At 41.5% G+C, this 15,857-nt stretch carries 19 protein-coding genes; 8 read left to right on the top strand and 11 right to left on the bottom strand.

The genetic code is table 11. The features are described from left to right. Positions 1 to 55: 55 nt before the first annotated feature. The 11 genes from BUC10_RS15870 to BUC10_RS15820 all read right to left on the bottom strand — a co-directional run bounded on the left by BUC10_RS15870 (position 56) and on the right by BUC10_RS15820 (position 9,302). Positions 56 to 946 (bottom strand): tyrosine-type recombinase/integrase, encoded by an 891-nt coding sequence (locus tag BUC10_RS15870; RefSeq protein WP_073181467.1) that lies wholly within the window; start codon positions 944 to 946, stop codon positions 56 to 58. A gap of 93 nt (positions 947 to 1,039) precedes the next feature. Continuing rightward, positions 1,040 to 1,234 carry a 30S ribosomal protein S21 gene (gene rpsU / locus BUC10_RS15865; RefSeq protein ID WP_073181465.1) on the bottom strand — a complete coding sequence of 65 codons (195 nt, stop codon included), beginning with the start codon at positions 1,232 to 1,234 and terminating at the stop codon, positions 1,040 to 1,042. A gap of 69 nt (positions 1,235 to 1,303) precedes the next feature. Continuing rightward, positions 1,304 to 2,443, bottom strand: a complete 1,140-nt coding sequence (locus BUC10_RS15860; protein WP_073181515.1) for an acyl-CoA dehydrogenase family protein — start codon at positions 2,441 to 2,443, stop codon at positions 1,304 to 1,306. Positions 2,444 to 2,481: 38 nt separating this feature from the next. Then, positions 2,482 to 3,330, bottom strand: coding sequence for a ComEA family DNA-binding protein (locus BUC10_RS15855; RefSeq protein WP_073181462.1), 849 nt, complete (start codon positions 3,328 to 3,330; stop codon positions 2,482 to 2,484). Positions 3,331 to 3,349: 19 nt separating this feature from the next. Then, complete coding sequence (locus BUC10_RS15850; RefSeq protein WP_073181460.1) at positions 3,350 to 4,957, bottom strand: alanine/glycine:cation symporter family protein; 1,608 nt, start codon at positions 4,955 to 4,957, stop codon at positions 3,350 to 3,352. 86 nt (positions 4,958 to 5,043) lie between these two features. Further along, positions 5,044 to 6,051 (bottom strand): potassium channel family protein, encoded by a 1,008-nt coding sequence (locus tag BUC10_RS15845; protein WP_073181458.1) that lies wholly within the window; start codon positions 6,049 to 6,051, stop codon positions 5,044 to 5,046. A gap of 1 nt (position 6,052) precedes the next feature. Further along, the gene (locus BUC10_RS18000; protein WP_073181456.1) at positions 6,053 to 6,280 is read right to left on the bottom strand and encodes a PspC domain-containing protein; all 228 of its coding nucleotides are present in this window, start codon (positions 6,278 to 6,280) and stop codon (positions 6,053 to 6,055) included. An 8-nt stretch (positions 6,281 to 6,288) separates the two neighbouring features. Continuing rightward, positions 6,289 to 7,569 carry a DUF2851 family protein gene (locus BUC10_RS15835; protein WP_073181454.1) on the bottom strand — a complete coding sequence of 427 codons (1,281 nt, stop codon included), beginning with the start codon at positions 7,567 to 7,569 and terminating at the stop codon, positions 6,289 to 6,291. A 162-nt stretch (positions 7,570 to 7,731) separates the two neighbouring features. Next, entirely contained in the window at positions 7,732 to 8,046 is a 315-nt protein-coding gene (locus tag BUC10_RS15830; protein ID WP_073181513.1) for a rhodanese-like domain-containing protein, read from the bottom strand. Positions 8,047 to 8,120: 74 nt separating this feature from the next. Next, positions 8,121 to 8,738 carry a thioredoxin family protein gene (locus BUC10_RS15825; RefSeq protein ID WP_073181452.1) on the bottom strand — a complete coding sequence of 206 codons (618 nt, stop codon included), beginning with the start codon at positions 8,736 to 8,738 and terminating at the stop codon, positions 8,121 to 8,123. 6 nt (positions 8,739 to 8,744) lie between these two features. Further along, a complete protein-coding gene (locus BUC10_RS15820; RefSeq protein ID WP_073181450.1) occupies positions 8,745 to 9,302 on the bottom strand; it encodes a TlpA disulfide reductase family protein in 558 nt (185 codons plus the stop codon). 133 nt (positions 9,303 to 9,435) lie between these two features. On the opposite strand from BUC10_RS15820, the gene BUC10_RS15815 reads away from it, so the two are divergent. From BUC10_RS15815 to BUC10_RS15780, 8 genes are all read left to right on the top strand, one after another. After that, positions 9,436 to 9,882, top strand: coding sequence for a MarR family winged helix-turn-helix transcriptional regulator (locus BUC10_RS15815; protein ID WP_073181448.1), 447 nt, complete (start codon positions 9,436 to 9,438; stop codon positions 9,880 to 9,882). A gap of 1 nt (position 9,883) precedes the next feature. Continuing rightward, positions 9,884 to 10,516 carry an NAD(P)H-dependent oxidoreductase gene (locus BUC10_RS15810; RefSeq protein WP_073181446.1) on the top strand — a complete coding sequence of 211 codons (633 nt, stop codon included), beginning with the start codon at positions 9,884 to 9,886 and terminating at the stop codon, positions 10,514 to 10,516. A gap of 31 nt (positions 10,517 to 10,547) precedes the next feature. After that, positions 10,548 to 11,120, top strand: coding sequence for a YceI family protein (locus BUC10_RS15805; RefSeq protein WP_185116264.1), 573 nt, complete (start codon positions 10,548 to 10,550; stop codon positions 11,118 to 11,120). Between the two features lie 235 nt (positions 11,121 to 11,355). Continuing rightward, on the top strand, positions 11,356 to 12,753 hold the full coding sequence (locus tag BUC10_RS15800) for an anthranilate synthase component I family protein (RefSeq protein ID WP_073181442.1): 1,398 nt from the start codon (positions 11,356 to 11,358) through the stop codon (positions 12,751 to 12,753). Between the two features lies 1 nt (position 12,754). Continuing rightward, positions 12,755 to 13,321 (top strand): anthranilate synthase component II, encoded by a 567-nt coding sequence (locus tag BUC10_RS15795; protein ID WP_073181440.1) that lies wholly within the window; start codon positions 12,755 to 12,757, stop codon positions 13,319 to 13,321. Between the two features lie 84 nt (positions 13,322 to 13,405). Next, positions 13,406 to 14,401: an anthranilate phosphoribosyltransferase gene (gene trpD, locus BUC10_RS15790; RefSeq protein WP_073181438.1), complete on the top strand. Its 996-nt coding sequence runs from the start codon at positions 13,406 to 13,408 to the stop codon at positions 14,399 to 14,401. A gap of 46 nt (positions 14,402 to 14,447) precedes the next feature. After that, complete coding sequence (gene trpC / locus BUC10_RS15785) at positions 14,448 to 15,233, top strand: indole-3-glycerol phosphate synthase TrpC (RefSeq protein WP_073181436.1); 786 nt, start codon at positions 14,448 to 14,450, stop codon at positions 15,231 to 15,233. Then, positions 15,230 to 15,856, top strand: a complete 627-nt coding sequence (locus BUC10_RS15780; protein WP_073181434.1) for a phosphoribosylanthranilate isomerase — start codon at positions 15,230 to 15,232, stop codon at positions 15,854 to 15,856. Before trpC ends, BUC10_RS15780 begins: the two co-directional genes overlap by 4 nt. Position 15,857 lies beyond the last annotated feature (1 nt).

The following is a 15,857-nucleotide window of genomic DNA, read 5'->3' as shown; positions in this document are numbered from 1 at the left end:
AATGTAGTTTTTAGTGCTGCCGAGGGCAACGTGGTTAAACATTACAAGAAATATCCTATTTCTTGTTTCTGGGATGGGCCTTAAGGTGCACTTTCTTCAGTTCGGCAATACTGTTGTGTGTATACACTTGGGTGGACGCCAAACTGGAATGGCCCAACAATTCCTTTACGGAATTTAAATCAGCTCCCCTGTTGAGCAAGTGTGTTGCAAAGGTATGTCTTAGTATATGGGGACTTTTTTTAACCTTAGGGGATACCAAACTAAAATACTTATTTATAGTGCGATAAACAAGTGTTTCATAAATTTTAAGTCCTCCTTTTGTTAAAAAAAGAAAATCTTTGTCCACGATCAAATCCAAGTTTGAACGCAGCTCTAAGTACTTCTTTATCTGCAAGATAGTTGTTTCCAAAAGGGGCAAGAGCCTTTCCTTATTCCGCTTGCCCAACACTTTCAAAATTCCATTGGATGCACTAAAATCGGTCAACTTAAGTTGTACCAATTCAGCCCTACGCATACCGGTGGTATACAACAACTCAATGATTAACTTATCCCGAGTGCCCTCAAAATCATCATTAAAAGGTATTTCCGAGATGATACTTTCCATTTCCTTCTCAGAAAAAGGCACTTCAATCTTTTTACTAGTTTTTAAGGCTTTATGTTTTGCCAATGGGGAAACAACGATTTGTTCCGTTTTTTGCAGAAATCGAAAATAGGCTCTAAGTGAAGAGATTTTACGATTGATGGTTCGATTGCCCACTCCTTCTTCCACCAGGGCAATAATCCAACTTCTGACTAAAGAATATTCCACCCGATCAATGGTACACAACTCATGGACTTCCAAACAATACGCCGAAAAAGCGATTATGTCCTTTTCATATGCTGCAATGGTGTGCACCGAATAGTTCTTTTCCAAACTTAAATACGATATGAACGCTTCTAGGGACATAAACCAAAGGTACCCAAATCCAAGAAAAGGTATAAAACAAAAATCCCGTTACAGAACAATGCAACGGGATCTTTTATGCGATTAAGGATGGGTCTAGATTTCTTCTTGGTCCCTTAGTCCTTGTATATATTGAGCTTTTTGGATTTCAGCTCTACGTTTTACAGAAGGCTTGGTAAACTGCTGTCTTTTTCGCAATTGACGCATAGTACCTGTCTTGTCAAACTTACGCTTGAAACGCTTTAAAGCTCTATCGATATTTTCTCCTTCTTTTACTGGTATTATTAACATAGGCTACAACCTCCTTTCTTTTAGAATTTTGGAGTGCAAATATACGGATACTAAATCCAATTGGACAAATTACTTGAGGATATTTCTTGAAATAACTACTTTTTGAATTTCCGTGGTGCCCTCTCCAATGGTACACAACTTGGCATCCCTGTAAAACTTCTCTACGGGAAAGTCTTTGGTATAGCCATATCCTCCATGAATCTGCACCGCATCACTGGCAATTTTCACACAAATTTCTGAGGCATACATCTTGCTCATTGCTCCCAGTTGGGTAACTGGCCTGCCCTCGTTCTTTAGGAAAGCTGCCTTATGTAAAAGTAATTCTGCGGCTTCAATTTCTGTGGCCGCCTCCGCCAACTTAAAGGACACCCCTTGGAAATGACTTATTGGTTTGCCGAACTGAACACGTTCTTTGCTATATTTCAGGGCTGCCTCATAAGCTCCTTTGGCGACTCCAAGGGATAGGGCCCCAATGGAAATTCTACCGCCATCAAGGACCTTCATGGACTGAATAAATCCATCCCCGACTTCTCCCAATCTATTGTCATCCGAAATTCTACAATCGGAAAAGATGAGCTCGGCCGTTTCACTGGCTCGCATACCCAATTTGTTTTCTTTTTTACCACTAGTAAAACCTGGTGTTCCCTTTTCAATCGCAAAAGCGGTCATTCCATGACTATCGCCCTTCTCTCCTGTTCTTGCAATAACTACCGCAATATCACCACTTTTTCCGTGCGTGATAAAATTTTTGGCTCCGTTCAATATCCATTGATCACCATCTTTGACTGCCGTGGTGTTCATACCTCCAGCATCCGAACCCGTATTGTGTTCCGTCAGTCCCCAGGCACCCAACCATTCAGCGGAAGCCAATTTAGGTATCCAACGCTGCTTCTGCTCCTCATTTCCAAACGATAAAATATGATTGGTACATAAGGAATTGTGGGCGGCTACAGACAAACCAATAGCTGGATCCACTTTGGAGATTTCTTCCAAAATAGCAATATATTCATGGTAACCCAGGCCTGAACCTCCAAGTTCTTCCGGAACCAATACTCCCATGAATCCCAACTCGCCAGCTTTCTTAAATACTTCGATCGGGAATGTTTGGTTTTCATCCCATTCCAAAACATGGGGCTGAATGTACTGCTGGGCAAATTCCCTGGCAGATTCGGCCACCATTTTTTGTGTCTCGGAATAATCAAAGTTCATCATGGACAGTGTATCCGTAATCATATTTTCAATAGTTTTTATAGTGACAAATATAATTTAATTCTTTCTATTTTGTTTATCGGAAACTCATTTAAGTTAAACAATTCTTCAAATGATTCTATTTTTCCTTTTTCCATTCTGAGGCGTACTATTTCCCTTGCCATCGCATGGTTGATATAGACCAAACGGGACAATTCGTCAACTGTTGCCTTGTTAATATTGATTTTGGAAATCTTGGGAGGTTGGAGCACTTTGAATTTGTCAAGTACTCTTTGGGCCACCTGGGGTTCCAGACCATAGACATCCAATACCTGGTCATCTACTAGAAATCCTCCGAGCCTGTCCCTAAACTTAATTATTCTGGCGGAAAGCTTATCTCCTATTCCATAGATAGCCTTCAGTTCTTCCGCTGTGGCACTGTTAATATCCTTAACACGCTTTGTTGGTTCCAACTTCCGTCTCTCCTTATAGGATTTATTATAGCGTTGGTTTTTTGAAGCAAATTTAAAATAGGGAGAAATTGCCGCCAACAGGGAATCCGAAACTTTTGTAACGGCTTGAAACTCTTTTTTACTATTAACGAATTTACCCTCCCTTCTATAGACAAACAATCTATCAAGTTCTTCAGGTGAAATTCCCAAGGTGTATCCCTTATAATCTGAAATGTAATTGGGATTAAATGGATACATCGTCAACTTGTGTTCGGAAGGTTGGGCATTTTTAAGACTGTCAATCAGTGTTTGCTCCGTTTCGTTCAAGGCAAATCCAGATGTTTCCACTGGGTTGCCATCCCAAAGTAAGTAAATGCCTTGAAGCACCACAACAAGCGATACCAAAAAGAAAATCCCACTTCGTTCCTGTTTATTGAACCTAAGGTGGGATTTCATATGCGTTATTGGAGATTAATTATTTGGAAGCCCTGATTGCATCGAGATATCTTCCCAATTGCTTTTTCACCACTGGGAACAAGAAGTACAATCCAACCATATTGGGGAATACCATGGCAAAAATCATAGCATCGGAAAACGCCCAAATGGAATCCATACTAGCGGCTGCACCAATGATCACAAATGTCAAAAACAACAATTTATATGTCAAATCGGTTTTCTTGCCCCTACCAAAAAGGTATTTCCAAGATTGTAGACCGTAATAAGACCATGATATCATGGTAGAGACCGCGAACAATACAACGGCTATGGTAAGGAATACATTGGAATAGGGAATGTACTGTGCAAAAGCTTTGGAAGTAATCCCCGCACCTTCATAAGGCATCCCATCAATCATTACAACCCCAGAGCCATCACCTCCGTAATCAAATACTCCTCCGAAGTTAAAAATGATAATAACCAAGGCTGTCATGGTACAAATCACAACCGTATCGATAAAAGGCTCGAGTAGGGCAACCAATCCTTCCGAGGCAGAATACTTGGTCTTTACCGCGGAATGGGCAATAGAAGCAGAACCGGCTCCAGCCTCATTGGAAAAGGCTGCACGTCTGAATCCGACCAACAAAACCCCGATTACACCTCCAACACCAATGGCAGTAGGATTGAAAGCTTCTGTTACAATTAAGGATATGGCGTCATCAACCAAACTAAAATTGCCAAAAATGATATACAAACAGGCCAAAATATAAAGTACGGCCATAAAGGGTACGACTTTTTCTGTTACCGAAGCGATTCGTTTGATTCCTCCGATGATGATGATACCAACCAAAATGGCCAATACCACTCCAATAATTGTCCCAGCCATGGCGCTCTCCCATCCAAATAATTCCTTTACCACAATTGTAGCTTGGTTGGATTGGGCAGCGTTTCCACCTCCGAAAGAACCACCTATACAGAAGAATGCAAACAAAGCCGCGGCTATTTTACCCAAGGTTTTAAATCCTCGTTCTTTTAGACCTTTGCTTATATAGTACATGGGACCGCCGTAGACGGTTCCGTTTTCATCCACATCGCGGTATTGCACACCCAGAGTACATTCCACAAACTTGGTGGACATACCCAACAAACCGCAGACAATCATCCAGAAGGTAGCTCCAGGTCCACCCAAGGCGATGGCCAGTGCCACACCTGCGATATTTCCATTTCCAACGGTACCGGATACCGCAGTGGCCAAGGCTTGAAAATGGCTTACTTCTCCCTCATGGCTTTCGTCCCTAATAGTGTCCGGCAAATCGCCATCCACAATATTTACCTCCGCTTTCTCCACACCGTGCCCTTCAGCACCTTCCAATTCATCATACTTTCCGCGAACCACATTGATGGCCGTACCAAAATGTCTTATGTTGGGAAATCCAAAATATAGGGTGAAGAACAATGCACTACCCACTAACAAAATCAGAACGAAAGGCGTGCCCAAAATCTCAAAAAAGATTACCGTATTGAAAAAGTCCGATACGGGCGCAAAGGCTTGGTCAATTTTTTCATCCAACCCTACTTCGGCTGTTTCTTGTGAAAATGTCAATAAGGGAAATAGTAGTGTAAAAATCGACAGAAGTCTATACTTCATAATTTTGGAGTTAGGTATGTTAATTTGATGTAAAGTGGGCAATATCCTAAAAAAATTCAACGGAATCAAATTTAAAAGTTATAAAACTAGCCTATTTGAAACATTTGGTTGAGTTTTCTAATCTGCTCTGGACGACCCAAAACAATAACTTTTCCCTTGGGTTGAAGCTGTAGGTCAGCTTCAGGATTTATAAGATAATTTCCGTCTGGATCTATGTAGCCAATTATGGTGCATCCTGTCCTTCGCCGAAGGTCCAAATCGCGAATGGAATTGCAATCCAATTGGTCCGTAATATCCTCGATTTCCACCTCTTCCAAGTTTGTGGTATGTTCTCCTTCAATGGAAAGTTTGTCCATAAAAGTTATTAAATCGGGCATCACCACCAAGGAAGCCATGTGGTCGCCGCCTATCTTATCTGGCATGATGACCTTGTCCGCTCCTGCAAATTGTAGCTTTTTTTGGGAAGTGACCTGCGAAGCCCTGCTAATAATGAATAGCTCCTTATTGAGCTGGCGGGCGGTTAATACGATAAACAGGTTTTCGGCATCGTCCGGTACAGCGGTGATCAAATATTGTGCCCTATCGATTCCGGCTTCCAAGAGTACCTCATCCTCGTTGGCATTGCCCTCCACAAACAGAACCTCATCTTCGTGCCTTTCAATGATCTCCCTGCTTCTTTCAATAATAACAAAAGGTTTGTTATAAGCCCTAAGTCTTTCTGCAGCCTGCATTCCATTTCGGCCAAAGCCGCAGACCACTACATGGTTGGTCAATTTGTCTATTCTTTTTTTCACTTTTTTCCTTTTTAATATTTGAAGTGAATTCCTTCCCAACAAGTATTCGGTTATCACCGAGAGGGCAAAACCAAAAATGAATACACTGGTTACAATTAAAAATACGGTAAATATCTTGGCGTTGGCATCCAAGGGCCTGACTTCGGAAAAACCTACCGTAGTGACCGTGATTATGGTCATGTAAATGGCCTCTATCCATGAAAAGTCCGATAAAATTTTGTATCCCACTACCCCAAACAACAGCACCAACAGCATCAAACAAATTGCCCATAAAATTTTGGAACGTAGCAGTCGTATCATATTAAAGGTCAAAAACAGAGGTTCTTTTGGTGTAGACCAAATCTTTGATTTTTAGCCAGAACGCGATAAACAGATAAAGGGCGAAACCAAAGCCCAGAGTGGCAAAGGTTAAATATATAAAGGTAGTTCGCACTACCCTTGCACGAATTCCAAGTCTTTCGGCAATCCGCCGACAAACCTCGAAGCCCCTTTTTTGAAAATAATAGAGCGTATTGTAAAACAAACTCATACCCTAAATTATGTATTTCTATTCAATAAATCTGCTCCCAAGGTACAACGAAGACATTTATTTTTAGAACAGTATTGGGTATGTAATTGAATTTTTGCCTGACTTTCCAGTGCATTTTTGCTAGCGGAGCCCAGATGGGCAAAGTTTTTTACTATGGAATTCTTTTCCGCTTTTATCCCGGACACCATGTCCAATAGATCTTCGCTCCAATCCAAACCCAGGTGTTTGGCATAACAAAATTTCAAGGGAACGATGGTGTTGATCATCAAGAGGTCTATAAAACTTCTGGAAAGTTTCTTTTTGCTTTTTCTTGAAGCCCTACCAAAGGTAAAATGGGTATCCCAATAGGTGCTGGCGGCAATATCAAATAATCTATATACCGTGTCCCGACCTCTGTTTTCCATCAAAGCAGAGAAAAGGTTTTGATGGGTGGCCAAAAGACAGGCCAACTGTGAGATACGAATGGTGGGGAAATTTCGAGGTCTAAGACCAAAAAAGTTAGGTTTTCCTATCCTGATGGGTAAATCATACTTTTTACTCAAATAGTTATACTCATTGCTGAGTTCCTGAAAATAGCTGTCCGAACAGTCTTCGACATCCAAGATACCAAAATGACCAAACAACAGGCTTTCCAGAACATGTATATCTGCACTTACCTTCCGCACAATAGAGAATTTTAACTGTCCCGAGCATTGTAAAAAAAACTCCCCATTGACTTTTGTACCGAAGCTCTTTGCCAAAAGGGCAAAAAACACAGCCTCCCAATCGTTGTTGGTTGAATGTAATAGATTATTGATCAATTCGGATTTTTGCTCCAGACGCTCCAAATACAATCGTTCCATGAAATTATCCAGCAAAAAGGAGTCAAACCCAAGAAAATCCCTTTCACAATTGATAAAGGATGGATTATAGTGCTGAAAAAGCTCTTGGTACTTTCCCAATAAGGTAGGTTGGATATGGGTTTTGAGTTCCAATGTTGGGATTAGTTTTCCGTCCTTCCCAAACACGGCTACATCATCCTCCCATACCACATGTAAAATAACATTGGTATAATTTTCATCGGTCTCATGATGATGCGCATACCAATCAGAGGATTTGAGGTGCATTTCCACATTGCCTGCCCAGAGTTGTCCACCCACCTCGATCTTTGCATTAAAAAAGTCCGGCCCGGCATACCTATTTAAGGTACCGGGATGCACAATCAAAATATTATCGGAGGTTGAAGTGGTAAGTGGTCGTCCTTGAAGCTTGTCGCACCTCCATATAAAATGGAGTAGGTCTTCCTTCATACCCCTAAAATAGGAAAATGATCGTCATTTTCCATACTAGGTCATAAAATCAACTGTTTTTGAGGTCGGCTAAGCTCCCCTGCTTAAAAGTGTCAACTGAGAAACAGCGGACTAGCTTTCTTAGAACGGGAAAAGTCAATCCGACAGGCTTTGGAGAAGCTATTATGACTCGGCAACCTCCCCCTCCCAATTCATAAAACCACCTTCCAGATTATATGTGGTTTCAATACCAATGCTGTTCATAAGAGCACAGGCCTGGGCACTTCTATTTCCCGATCTGCAATAGACGTAGTAGTTTTTAGACTTGTCCAATTTTCCAATTTCATCCATGAACTCTTGTCCCAAATAGATATCTATATTATTGGCTCCAGGTATAAAACCTTCTTCCATTTCCTCCGGTGTACGAACATCCAAAATAAAGGCGTTGGAGTCATTCTCCAATTGACCTTCCCATTCTTCTTGTGATAAATCTGCCATCTTTATTAATTTAAGCTCTACAAAAATAAAAATCCGGAGCATAACCCCGGATTTAAATCTACTTATTCTTCTTTTTAAGCTTTTATACCACATCCAATGGCTCTAGTCTTGGTCACTTTGATTTCCTCACCTGCCAGCATGGCATCCACAGCATTTTCTACAAACTTTTCTTCCACTTGGGACGCATCTTGATAATTATCATCGATAGCACCTATATAACGAACAATGTTTCCATCATCAGTTTTTTCCAGAAGATATACATGTGGAGTTTTGGTAGCACCGTATTGCGGAAAAACTTGTTGCCCATCATCAAATAAGTAGGGAAAGGTGAATCCCTTTTCTTTAGCTCTTACTTGCATCTTGGCAAAACTGTCACCTGATTTTATACTTGGGTTATTCGGGTTGATGGCGATGACAGGGACACCCTTGGGTTTGTATTTGTTGTCCAATGCAATAATGCGGTCCTCATACTTTACCGCATAGGGACAGGTGTTACAAGTGAATATGACCAAAAAACCTTTGGCATCCTTGTAATCTGCAAGCGAAACCATGGTACCATCTACATTCTTTAGGGAGAAATCCGTAGCAACATCTCCAATATCGTAACCTTCGGCCAAAGTATCAGACTTTACCGTAAAAGCACCTAACATCAGCACCAATGCCAATAATCCGAGTTTTTTTATTGTCTCCATCCTTATCTAATTTATGAATTTGTTCAGTTCCGTATTCAGTTCGTCATAGGTAAACCCATGACCATAAAATTCCCTTTTGTTCTTGTTATAAATCAATGTCGCTGGAATGCCGCCGTCCCAATCCTCATTAATCTTCGGAATCCAATCGTTCTGCTTGGGGTCATCCAGAATAACCACTTTGGACTTTAACCCTTTCTTTTCCACAAAGGGCTCCAATCGGGATTTCCACATGGAAGGCATATCCAGACTAACCAAAATCACCTCTACCCCATCTGTTGCCCTTTCCGCATTCACCTGTTCAAAATAGGGCATTTCCTCTATACATGGTTTGCACCAGGTTGCCCAAAAATTGATCACATAGGTTTTGCCATCCTGTAGATGTAGCATGGATTCAAAGCTTTCAAAGTCATATACTGGAAATTTGACCTTTGCGCTCGACGCTTCCGTTTGTAAAGCTTCCGTTTCGACTTTAGCAGTATCGGTGGTTTCTTGTGCCTTTGCTTTTTTTCCACAGGAAGCCAGCATAAAGAGAGTTGACACCCATACAACCATCAAGTATTTCATTATCTGATATTTATGAATTTAAAATTAACCAAAGCACAAAGCTCCAATTTCTTTTTAACAAAATTTTATCTGTTAAAAGTTGTTGACATACATACAATCCATATACATTTGTATATACAATTGTTGTAACGACATGAATGTAGAGGAAATAATTAAGACCGAAAAAAAATTGCCCATAAAGCAAAGGACCATGATTCATTTTGCCTTGGTCAACAACAAAATTAGGGAACAGTTTTCTACGGCCCTAAAACCCTTCGATATTTCTGAACAACAATTTAATGTGCTCCGAATTCTTAGAGGACAAAAGGGCAATCCTGCAAACCTTTCCACCATAAACGAGCGTATGGTCACTAAAATGAGCAACACAACTCGTTTGGTGGACAAACTTATTCTCAAAGGACTTGTAGATCGAAGGGTTTGCCCTGACAATAGAAGAAAAGTGGAAATAATTATAACTGATAATGGGAAAAAGATACTTTCCCAACTGGACGAAGTTATGCAGGACACCGAAAAAAAAGTACTTAAAAGTTTTACCAATAAAGAGCTGGAACAGCTTAATTCATTACTAGATAAATTTTAATATGGAAAGTATATTAGACAACAGAACGTGGCGCTATGCCACCAAAAAATTTGACGATACCAAGAAAATAACAGATCAGGATTTGGACTTGCTTTTGGAGGCCACGAGACTTTCTGCCTCTTCCTATGGACTGCAACCATATCATGTTTTCGTAATCACGGATTCGGAAATTAGGGAAAAACTGAAGCCCGTTAGTTGGGGGCAATCCCAAATTACCGATGCATCCCATCTCATCGTTTTTGCCAACGCTACGGATTTTGGTGAAGAGTTGTTGGATGGTTATGTGCAAAATGTAAGTCAGACACGGAATATCCCAGAGGAAAGTCTAAAAGGTTATGGAGATTTTATGAAATCAAAACTCCTGAATTTACCTGCGGATGTTAAAAACAACTGGGCCATGAAACAGGTTTACATTGCTCTTGGAAATGCTATGCAAGCCGCTGCGGAACTTAAAATAGACACCTGTCCCATGGAAGGTTTTGAGGCGGAGGCCTACAACGAAATTCTTGGTTTGGACGAGAAAGACCTCAACGCCTCCGTTGTGTTGGCCGTGGGTTATCGCTCCGAAGAAGATGAGACACAGCACTATGCCAAGGTGCGCAAATCAAAGAAAGAATTATTTACACATATATAAACCCTAATTATCAAAAATTAAAAACACAATCATGAAAAAGACAATTTTAAGTTTAGCCTTGACGGCCGTGTTCGGTCTGGTATCTTTTGCAAATCCCATTGATGGGGAAAAGAAAGCCGTTAAAACGGACGAAAGCACTGTTACCTGGAAAGCGTACAAAGTTGCTGGATCTCATACGGGAACCATAGCATTAAAATCCGGTGCTCTTGAATTTGATGGAGATACGTTGACCGGGGGAGAGTTTGTAGTGGACATGACCACAATCAATACCACGGATCTTCAAGGAGACTACAAAAACAAATTGGACGGCCACTTGAGTTCTGATGATTTCTTTTCCACTGCCTCCAACCCTACCGCCACTTTGGTTTTTACCGAGGTAAAGCCTTCGGGCAAGAATTCATATAAGGTTACGGGAGACCTAACCATCAAGGGTATTACGGCCCCCGTTAGTTTTGATGTTTCCATTTATGGAAGTAAAGCCACGGCCACCTTGAAAGTTGATCGTACAAAATACGACGTAAAGTATGGTTCTGGTATCATTGGTACCGCTAAGGACAAATTGATTTATGACGAATTTGATTTGGTGGTTGATTTGCAGCTATAATCAAAATTAGTTTAGTGTTTGGAAATCCCGTTTGAGACTTCTCAAATGGGATTTTTAATTTCACAAAACAAAATTTGGAAGTTACATTTTCCTTTCTATCTTTGGTGTAATGAAAATAGGAAAAGTACATACTTGGTGGTGGAATAACTTACGTCGAACATCGTGAGCTAGTCCCCATTATAACCATATAGAGGCTTGTCATCACGACAGGCCTTTTTTAATTTATAGCATTAAGATGACCTACAAACTAGAATCACATTTTAAAAAAATTCTTGCCGATACCATTACCCCGGTCAGTGTGTATCTAAAAGTACGGGATAAGTTTCCGAACAGTATTTTATTGGAAAGTAGCGACTATCATGCCAATGACAACAGTTTCTCCTATATCTGTTGCAATCCAATAGCGGATATTAGGATTCAGGACGAGGTCATTACGCAGCGGTTTCCTGATGGCACAAAGGAAGTAACAGTAATCGATTCCCAGACTGATGTTACGGATGTTATCCATGAATTTGGAAAACGGTTTGAGGTAGCTTCCAACGAGTTTAAGTTCATCAACAATGGCTTGTTTGGTTATATGGCCTATGATGCAGTACGCTATTTTGAAGATGTGGATATTTCGTCGAAACCAAACTCAATTGCAATCCCTGATATCTATTATGCCGTCTACCAGAACATCATAGCAATCAACCATTTCAAGAATGAGGCCTATCTCTTTGCTCATTGTTACAATAATGAAAGCAATGTGGACGAAATTGCCCAATTGTTCCAAGTGAGGAGTTTTGCAACTTATAATTTTTCCAAAGAAGGCGAACCGCAATCCAACCTAAAAGATGAAGAATATATGGAGCATGTGGCCCTGGCCAAAAGACATTGCCAACGGGGTGATGTTTTCCAATTGGTGCTATCCCGTAGGTTCTCCCAAGGTTTCAAAGGCGACGAATTCAATGTGTACCGAGCACTTCGTTCGGTTAACCCTTCTCCGTATCTGTTTTATTTTGATTATGGGGATTTTAAAATATTTGGGAGTTCGCCGGAGGCCCAGCTTATTGTAAAGGATGGCAAGGCCGAAATTCATCCCATAGCCGGCACCTACAAGCGTACGGGCAACGATGAGAAGGATGCCGAGCTAGCCAAAAAACTGGCGCAAGACGAAAAAGAGAACAGCGAACATGTTATGCTGGTAGATCTGGCCCGCAACGACCTAAGTCGGAACGGAAACACTGTAAATGTGGAAACCTACAGAGAGGTCCAATACTTTTCCCATGTTATTCATTTGGTCTCGAAAGTTACGGGCATAAAGAAAAAAACAAGTCCTACCATGCAGGTAGTGGCCGATACATTCCCTGCTGGTACCCTGAGTGGTGCCCCAAAGCATATGGCCATGCAGCTCATAGAAAAGTATGAAAAAACGAGCAGGGCCTATTATGGTGGAGCCATAGGTTTCATGGACTTCAATGGCAACTTTAACCATGCGATAATGATCCGCACCTTTTTGAGTAAAAACCACAAATTGCACTACCAGGCCGGAGCCGGTTTGGTTGCCGCTTCGGACCCAGCAACAGAATTACAGGAAACCTATAATAAATTAGGTGCCTTGACCAAGGCACTTGAAATCGCAGAAACAATCTAAGATGGCCAGAAAGATTTTAATGATAGATAATTACGATAGCTTCACCTACAACTTGGTGCACTATTTAGAGGATTTGGATTGCGAGGTCACCGTAAAGCGAAATGACCAATTGACTTTGGAAGAGGTAGAACCCTTCGAGGAAATTGTACTTTCTCCAGGCCCTGGTATTCCAGATGAAGCAGGATTGCTCAAGGATATTATCCAGACCTACGCCCCGCACAAACGCATACTTGGGGTCTGTCTAGGTCAACAAGCCATCGGAGAGGTTTTTGGCGGAAGCCTTGTTAACTTGGATCAAGTATATCACGGGGTGGCAACCACCATAACCGTGACCAAACCTGGAGTTTTATTTCAAGACATGCCAGAGCAAATTCAAGTAGGACGTTATCACTCCTGGGTAGTACACCCCGATTTACCGGAAAGTTTGGAGGCTACCTCCGTCGATGAGAACGGGCAGGTTATGTCGCTAAGGCATACAGCCTATGATGTCACCGCTGTACAATTTCATCCAGAATCCGTACTTACCCCTGAGGGAAAAAAGATGCTAAAGAATTGGTTGAATAATTGATGTAATTAAAGTCACTCAAGAGCGGGATTCCAAACATCTCACAAATAGATTTCGCAATGAAAGTGGAATTACAAAAAGGAAAACATGAAAGAGACGTTAAATAAACTTATTAATCACGAAATACTTTCCAAGGCCGACGCCAGGCAAATCTTGGTGAACATCGCCAAAGGCGATTATAACAGCTCGCAGATTGCCGCATTCCTAACGGTATATATGATGCGGAGCATCACCATTGAAGAATTGGAAGGCTTTCGTGACGCATTATTGGAACTTTGTCTTGCGGTGGATTTGGCTGAATACAATCCTATAGATCTTTGCGGAACGGGAGGAGATGGAAAAGACACCTTTAATATTTCCACCCTAGCATCATTTGTCACCGCCGGAGCAGGAATCAAGGTGACCAAGCATGGTAATTATGGGGTTTCCTCAAAATGTGGAAGCAGTAATGTAATGGAGTTCTTGGGCATTAAATTCAGTAATGAAGCAGATTTTCTAAAAAAGTCTATAGACAAAACAGGGATTTGTGTGCTTCATGCCCCATTGTTTCATCCGGCCATGAAAAATGTAGCTCCAATTCGAAGGGAACTGGGAGTTAAGACCTTTTTTAATATGTTGGGGCCCATGGTAAATCCGGCATTCCCCAAGAACCAGATGGTCGGAGTGTTCAATTTGGAGCTGGCAAGAATGTACGGATACCTCTACCAGAACACGGATAAAAATTTCACCGTGCTACATGCCTTGGATGGTTATGATGAAATCTCCTTGACTGGAGCAACAAAAACCATATCCAACGGTTCCGAGAGTATGTTGGACCCTTCTGATTTTGGTGTAGGCAAGGTAACCCAATCTGAGATTACCGGCGGGGACGACGTTGCCACTTCGGCCCAAATATTTTTGGACATTCTTGGAGGAAAGGGAACTGAAGCTCAAAACAACGTGGTATGTGCCAATGCTGGCGTAGCAATTGCAACAGTGGAGCAAACCACTCCCAAAGCCGGATTTGAAAAGGCCAAGGAATCCCTTTTAAGTGGAAAGGGGTTGGAAACCCTAAAAAAATTACAGGAATTAAGCAAACAGTGAACGTGCAGGTCGCATTCAATAACCGACATCAGACATTGGAAAAAAAATGAACATTCTAGATAAAATAGTAGCAGACAAGCGCAAGGAGGTTGCTCTGAGAAAATCGTTGATTCCCGTCAAGCAGCTGGAATCTTCGGTGCTATTCGGTCGAAAAAGCCCTTCCTTGGCTGAGGCGCTACGATCAAGTTCCAGTGGAATCATAGCAGAGCATAAAAGAAGATCACCGTCTAAATCCGTAATCAACCAAGGACTGAACGTGCAGGATGTGGCAAAAGGGTATGAGGAAGCCGGGGTTTGTGGTATGTCCGTATTGACCGACGGAAAATATTTTGGAGGCAGTTTGGATGATTTGCTATTGGCACGAACAGTGGCCAATATCCCCTTGCTTCGGAAAGAATTCATCATTGACGCCTACCAGATTCTAGAGGCAAAGGCCCATGGCGCAGATGTAATTTTGCTCATTGCCGCTATTTTATCCCGGGACGAAATCAAAACGCTATCGGAAACCGCAAAAAATCTTGGATTGGATGTGCTTTTGGAGGTGCATAATGAGAAGGAGCTTCAAAAATCAATCATGCCCAGTTTGGATATGTTGGGAGTGAACAATAGAAACCTTAAAACCTTTGAGGTGAGTCTGGAGACCAGTAAATCCCTTTTCACACAAATCCCGGATGATTTTGTCAAAGTTTCCGAAAGTGGAATCAGCTCGGTTGCAGCCATTCAGGAGCTTAGACAATATGGATATCAAGGCTTTTTAATCGGGGAGAATTTTATGAAAACTGACAATCCTGGAGCTCATGCTTCAGAATTCATCAAAGGTCTTACATCATGAAACTGAAAGTTTGCGGCATGAAATATAATCCAACTGAGGTAGCGGAATTGCAACCAGACTATATGGGTTTTATTTTTTGGGAGCCTTCTTCGCGCTTCTTTCATGGAAAAACACCAGACCTGCCAACAACCATCAAAAAAGTGGGTGTCTTCGTAGATGCTGCAATAGATGAAATCGCTCAAAAAGTAGAGCAACACGGTCTCCAAAGTGTCCAGCTTCATGGAGCGGAATCCCCAGAGCTGTGCCAAAGTCTTAAGAACAGGTTTCCCGAACTGGAAATCATCAAGGTCTTCACCATCAAGGATTCGTTCAATTTTGAACTTTTGACCCCTTACGAAACGGTATGTGATTATTATCTTTTTGATACCAAGGGGAAACTACCTGGTGGTAATGGCTATACCTTTGATTGGTCTATTTTGGAAGACTATCCATCTACCAAACCCTATTTTTTAAGTGGAGGAATAGGACCAGATAGCACTGAGGAATTGAAATCCTTCTTACACAGCCCTGCCTCCAAATATTGCCAGGTAATCGATGTCAACAGCAAGTTTGAAATCGAACCCGGATTGAAGAACATTGAAAAATTAAGTGAGTTTAAAGAACTATTAACCAACAACCATTGAC

The organism is Flagellimonas flava (assembly GCF_900129665.1).
Taxonomy (GTDB): Bacteria; Bacteroidota; Bacteroidia; order Flavobacteriales; family Flavobacteriaceae; genus Flagellimonas; species Flagellimonas flava.
Note: the sequence above shows the minus strand (reverse complement) of the source record. Positions and strands in the feature narration are given on the sequence as shown.

Excerpts from the sequence above, each read along its gene's own strand:
- BUC10_RS15870 (WP_073181467.1), bottom strand. The coding sequence starts at position 946 with ATGTCCCTAGAAGCGTTCATATCGTATTTAAGTTTGGAAAAGAACTAT.
- rpsU (WP_073181465.1), bottom strand. The coding sequence starts at position 1,234 with ATGTTAATAATACCAGTAAAAGAAGGAGAAAATATCGATAGAGCTTTA.
- BUC10_RS15860 (WP_073181515.1), bottom strand. The coding sequence starts at position 2,443 with ATGAACTTTGATTATTCCGAGACACAAAAAATGGTGGCCGAATCTGCC.
- BUC10_RS15855 (WP_073181462.1), bottom strand. The coding sequence starts at position 3,330 with ATGAAATCCCACCTTAGGTTCAATAAACAGGAACGAAGTGGGATTTTC.
- BUC10_RS15850 (WP_073181460.1), bottom strand. The coding sequence starts at position 4,957 with ATGAAGTATAGACTTCTGTCGATTTTTACACTACTATTTCCCTTATTG.
- BUC10_RS15845 (WP_073181458.1), bottom strand. The coding sequence starts at position 6,051 with ATGATACGACTGCTACGTTCCAAAATTTTATGGGCAATTTGTTTGATG.
- BUC10_RS18000 (WP_073181456.1), bottom strand. The coding sequence starts at position 6,280 with ATGAGTTTGTTTTACAATACGCTCTATTATTTTCAAAAAAGGGGCTTC.
- BUC10_RS15835 (WP_073181454.1), bottom strand. The coding sequence starts at position 7,569 with ATGAAGGAAGACCTACTCCATTTTATATGGAGGTGCGACAAGCTTCAA.
- BUC10_RS15830 (WP_073181513.1), bottom strand. The coding sequence starts at position 8,046 with ATGGCAGATTTATCACAAGAAGAATGGGAAGGTCAATTGGAGAATGAC.
- BUC10_RS15825 (WP_073181452.1), bottom strand. The coding sequence starts at position 8,738 with ATGGAGACAATAAAAAAACTCGGATTATTGGCATTGGTGCTGATGTTA.
- BUC10_RS15820 (WP_073181450.1), bottom strand. The coding sequence starts at position 9,302 with ATGAAATACTTGATGGTTGTATGGGTGTCAACTCTCTTTATGCTGGCT.
- BUC10_RS15815 (WP_073181448.1), top strand. The coding sequence starts at position 9,436 with ATGAATGTAGAGGAAATAATTAAGACCGAAAAAAAATTGCCCATAAAG.
- BUC10_RS15810 (WP_073181446.1), top strand. The coding sequence starts at position 9,884 with ATGGAAAGTATATTAGACAACAGAACGTGGCGCTATGCCACCAAAAAA.
- BUC10_RS15805 (WP_185116264.1), top strand. The coding sequence starts at position 10,548 with ATGAAAAAGACAATTTTAAGTTTAGCCTTGACGGCCGTGTTCGGTCTG.
- BUC10_RS15800 (WP_073181442.1), top strand. The coding sequence starts at position 11,356 with ATGACCTACAAACTAGAATCACATTTTAAAAAAATTCTTGCCGATACC.
- BUC10_RS15795 (WP_073181440.1), top strand. The coding sequence starts at position 12,755 with ATGGCCAGAAAGATTTTAATGATAGATAATTACGATAGCTTCACCTAC.
- trpD (WP_073181438.1), top strand. The coding sequence starts at position 13,406 with ATGAAAGAGACGTTAAATAAACTTATTAATCACGAAATACTTTCCAAG.
- trpC (WP_073181436.1), top strand. The coding sequence starts at position 14,448 with ATGAACATTCTAGATAAAATAGTAGCAGACAAGCGCAAGGAGGTTGCT.
- BUC10_RS15780 (WP_073181434.1), top strand. The coding sequence starts at position 15,230 with ATGAAACTGAAAGTTTGCGGCATGAAATATAATCCAACTGAGGTAGCG.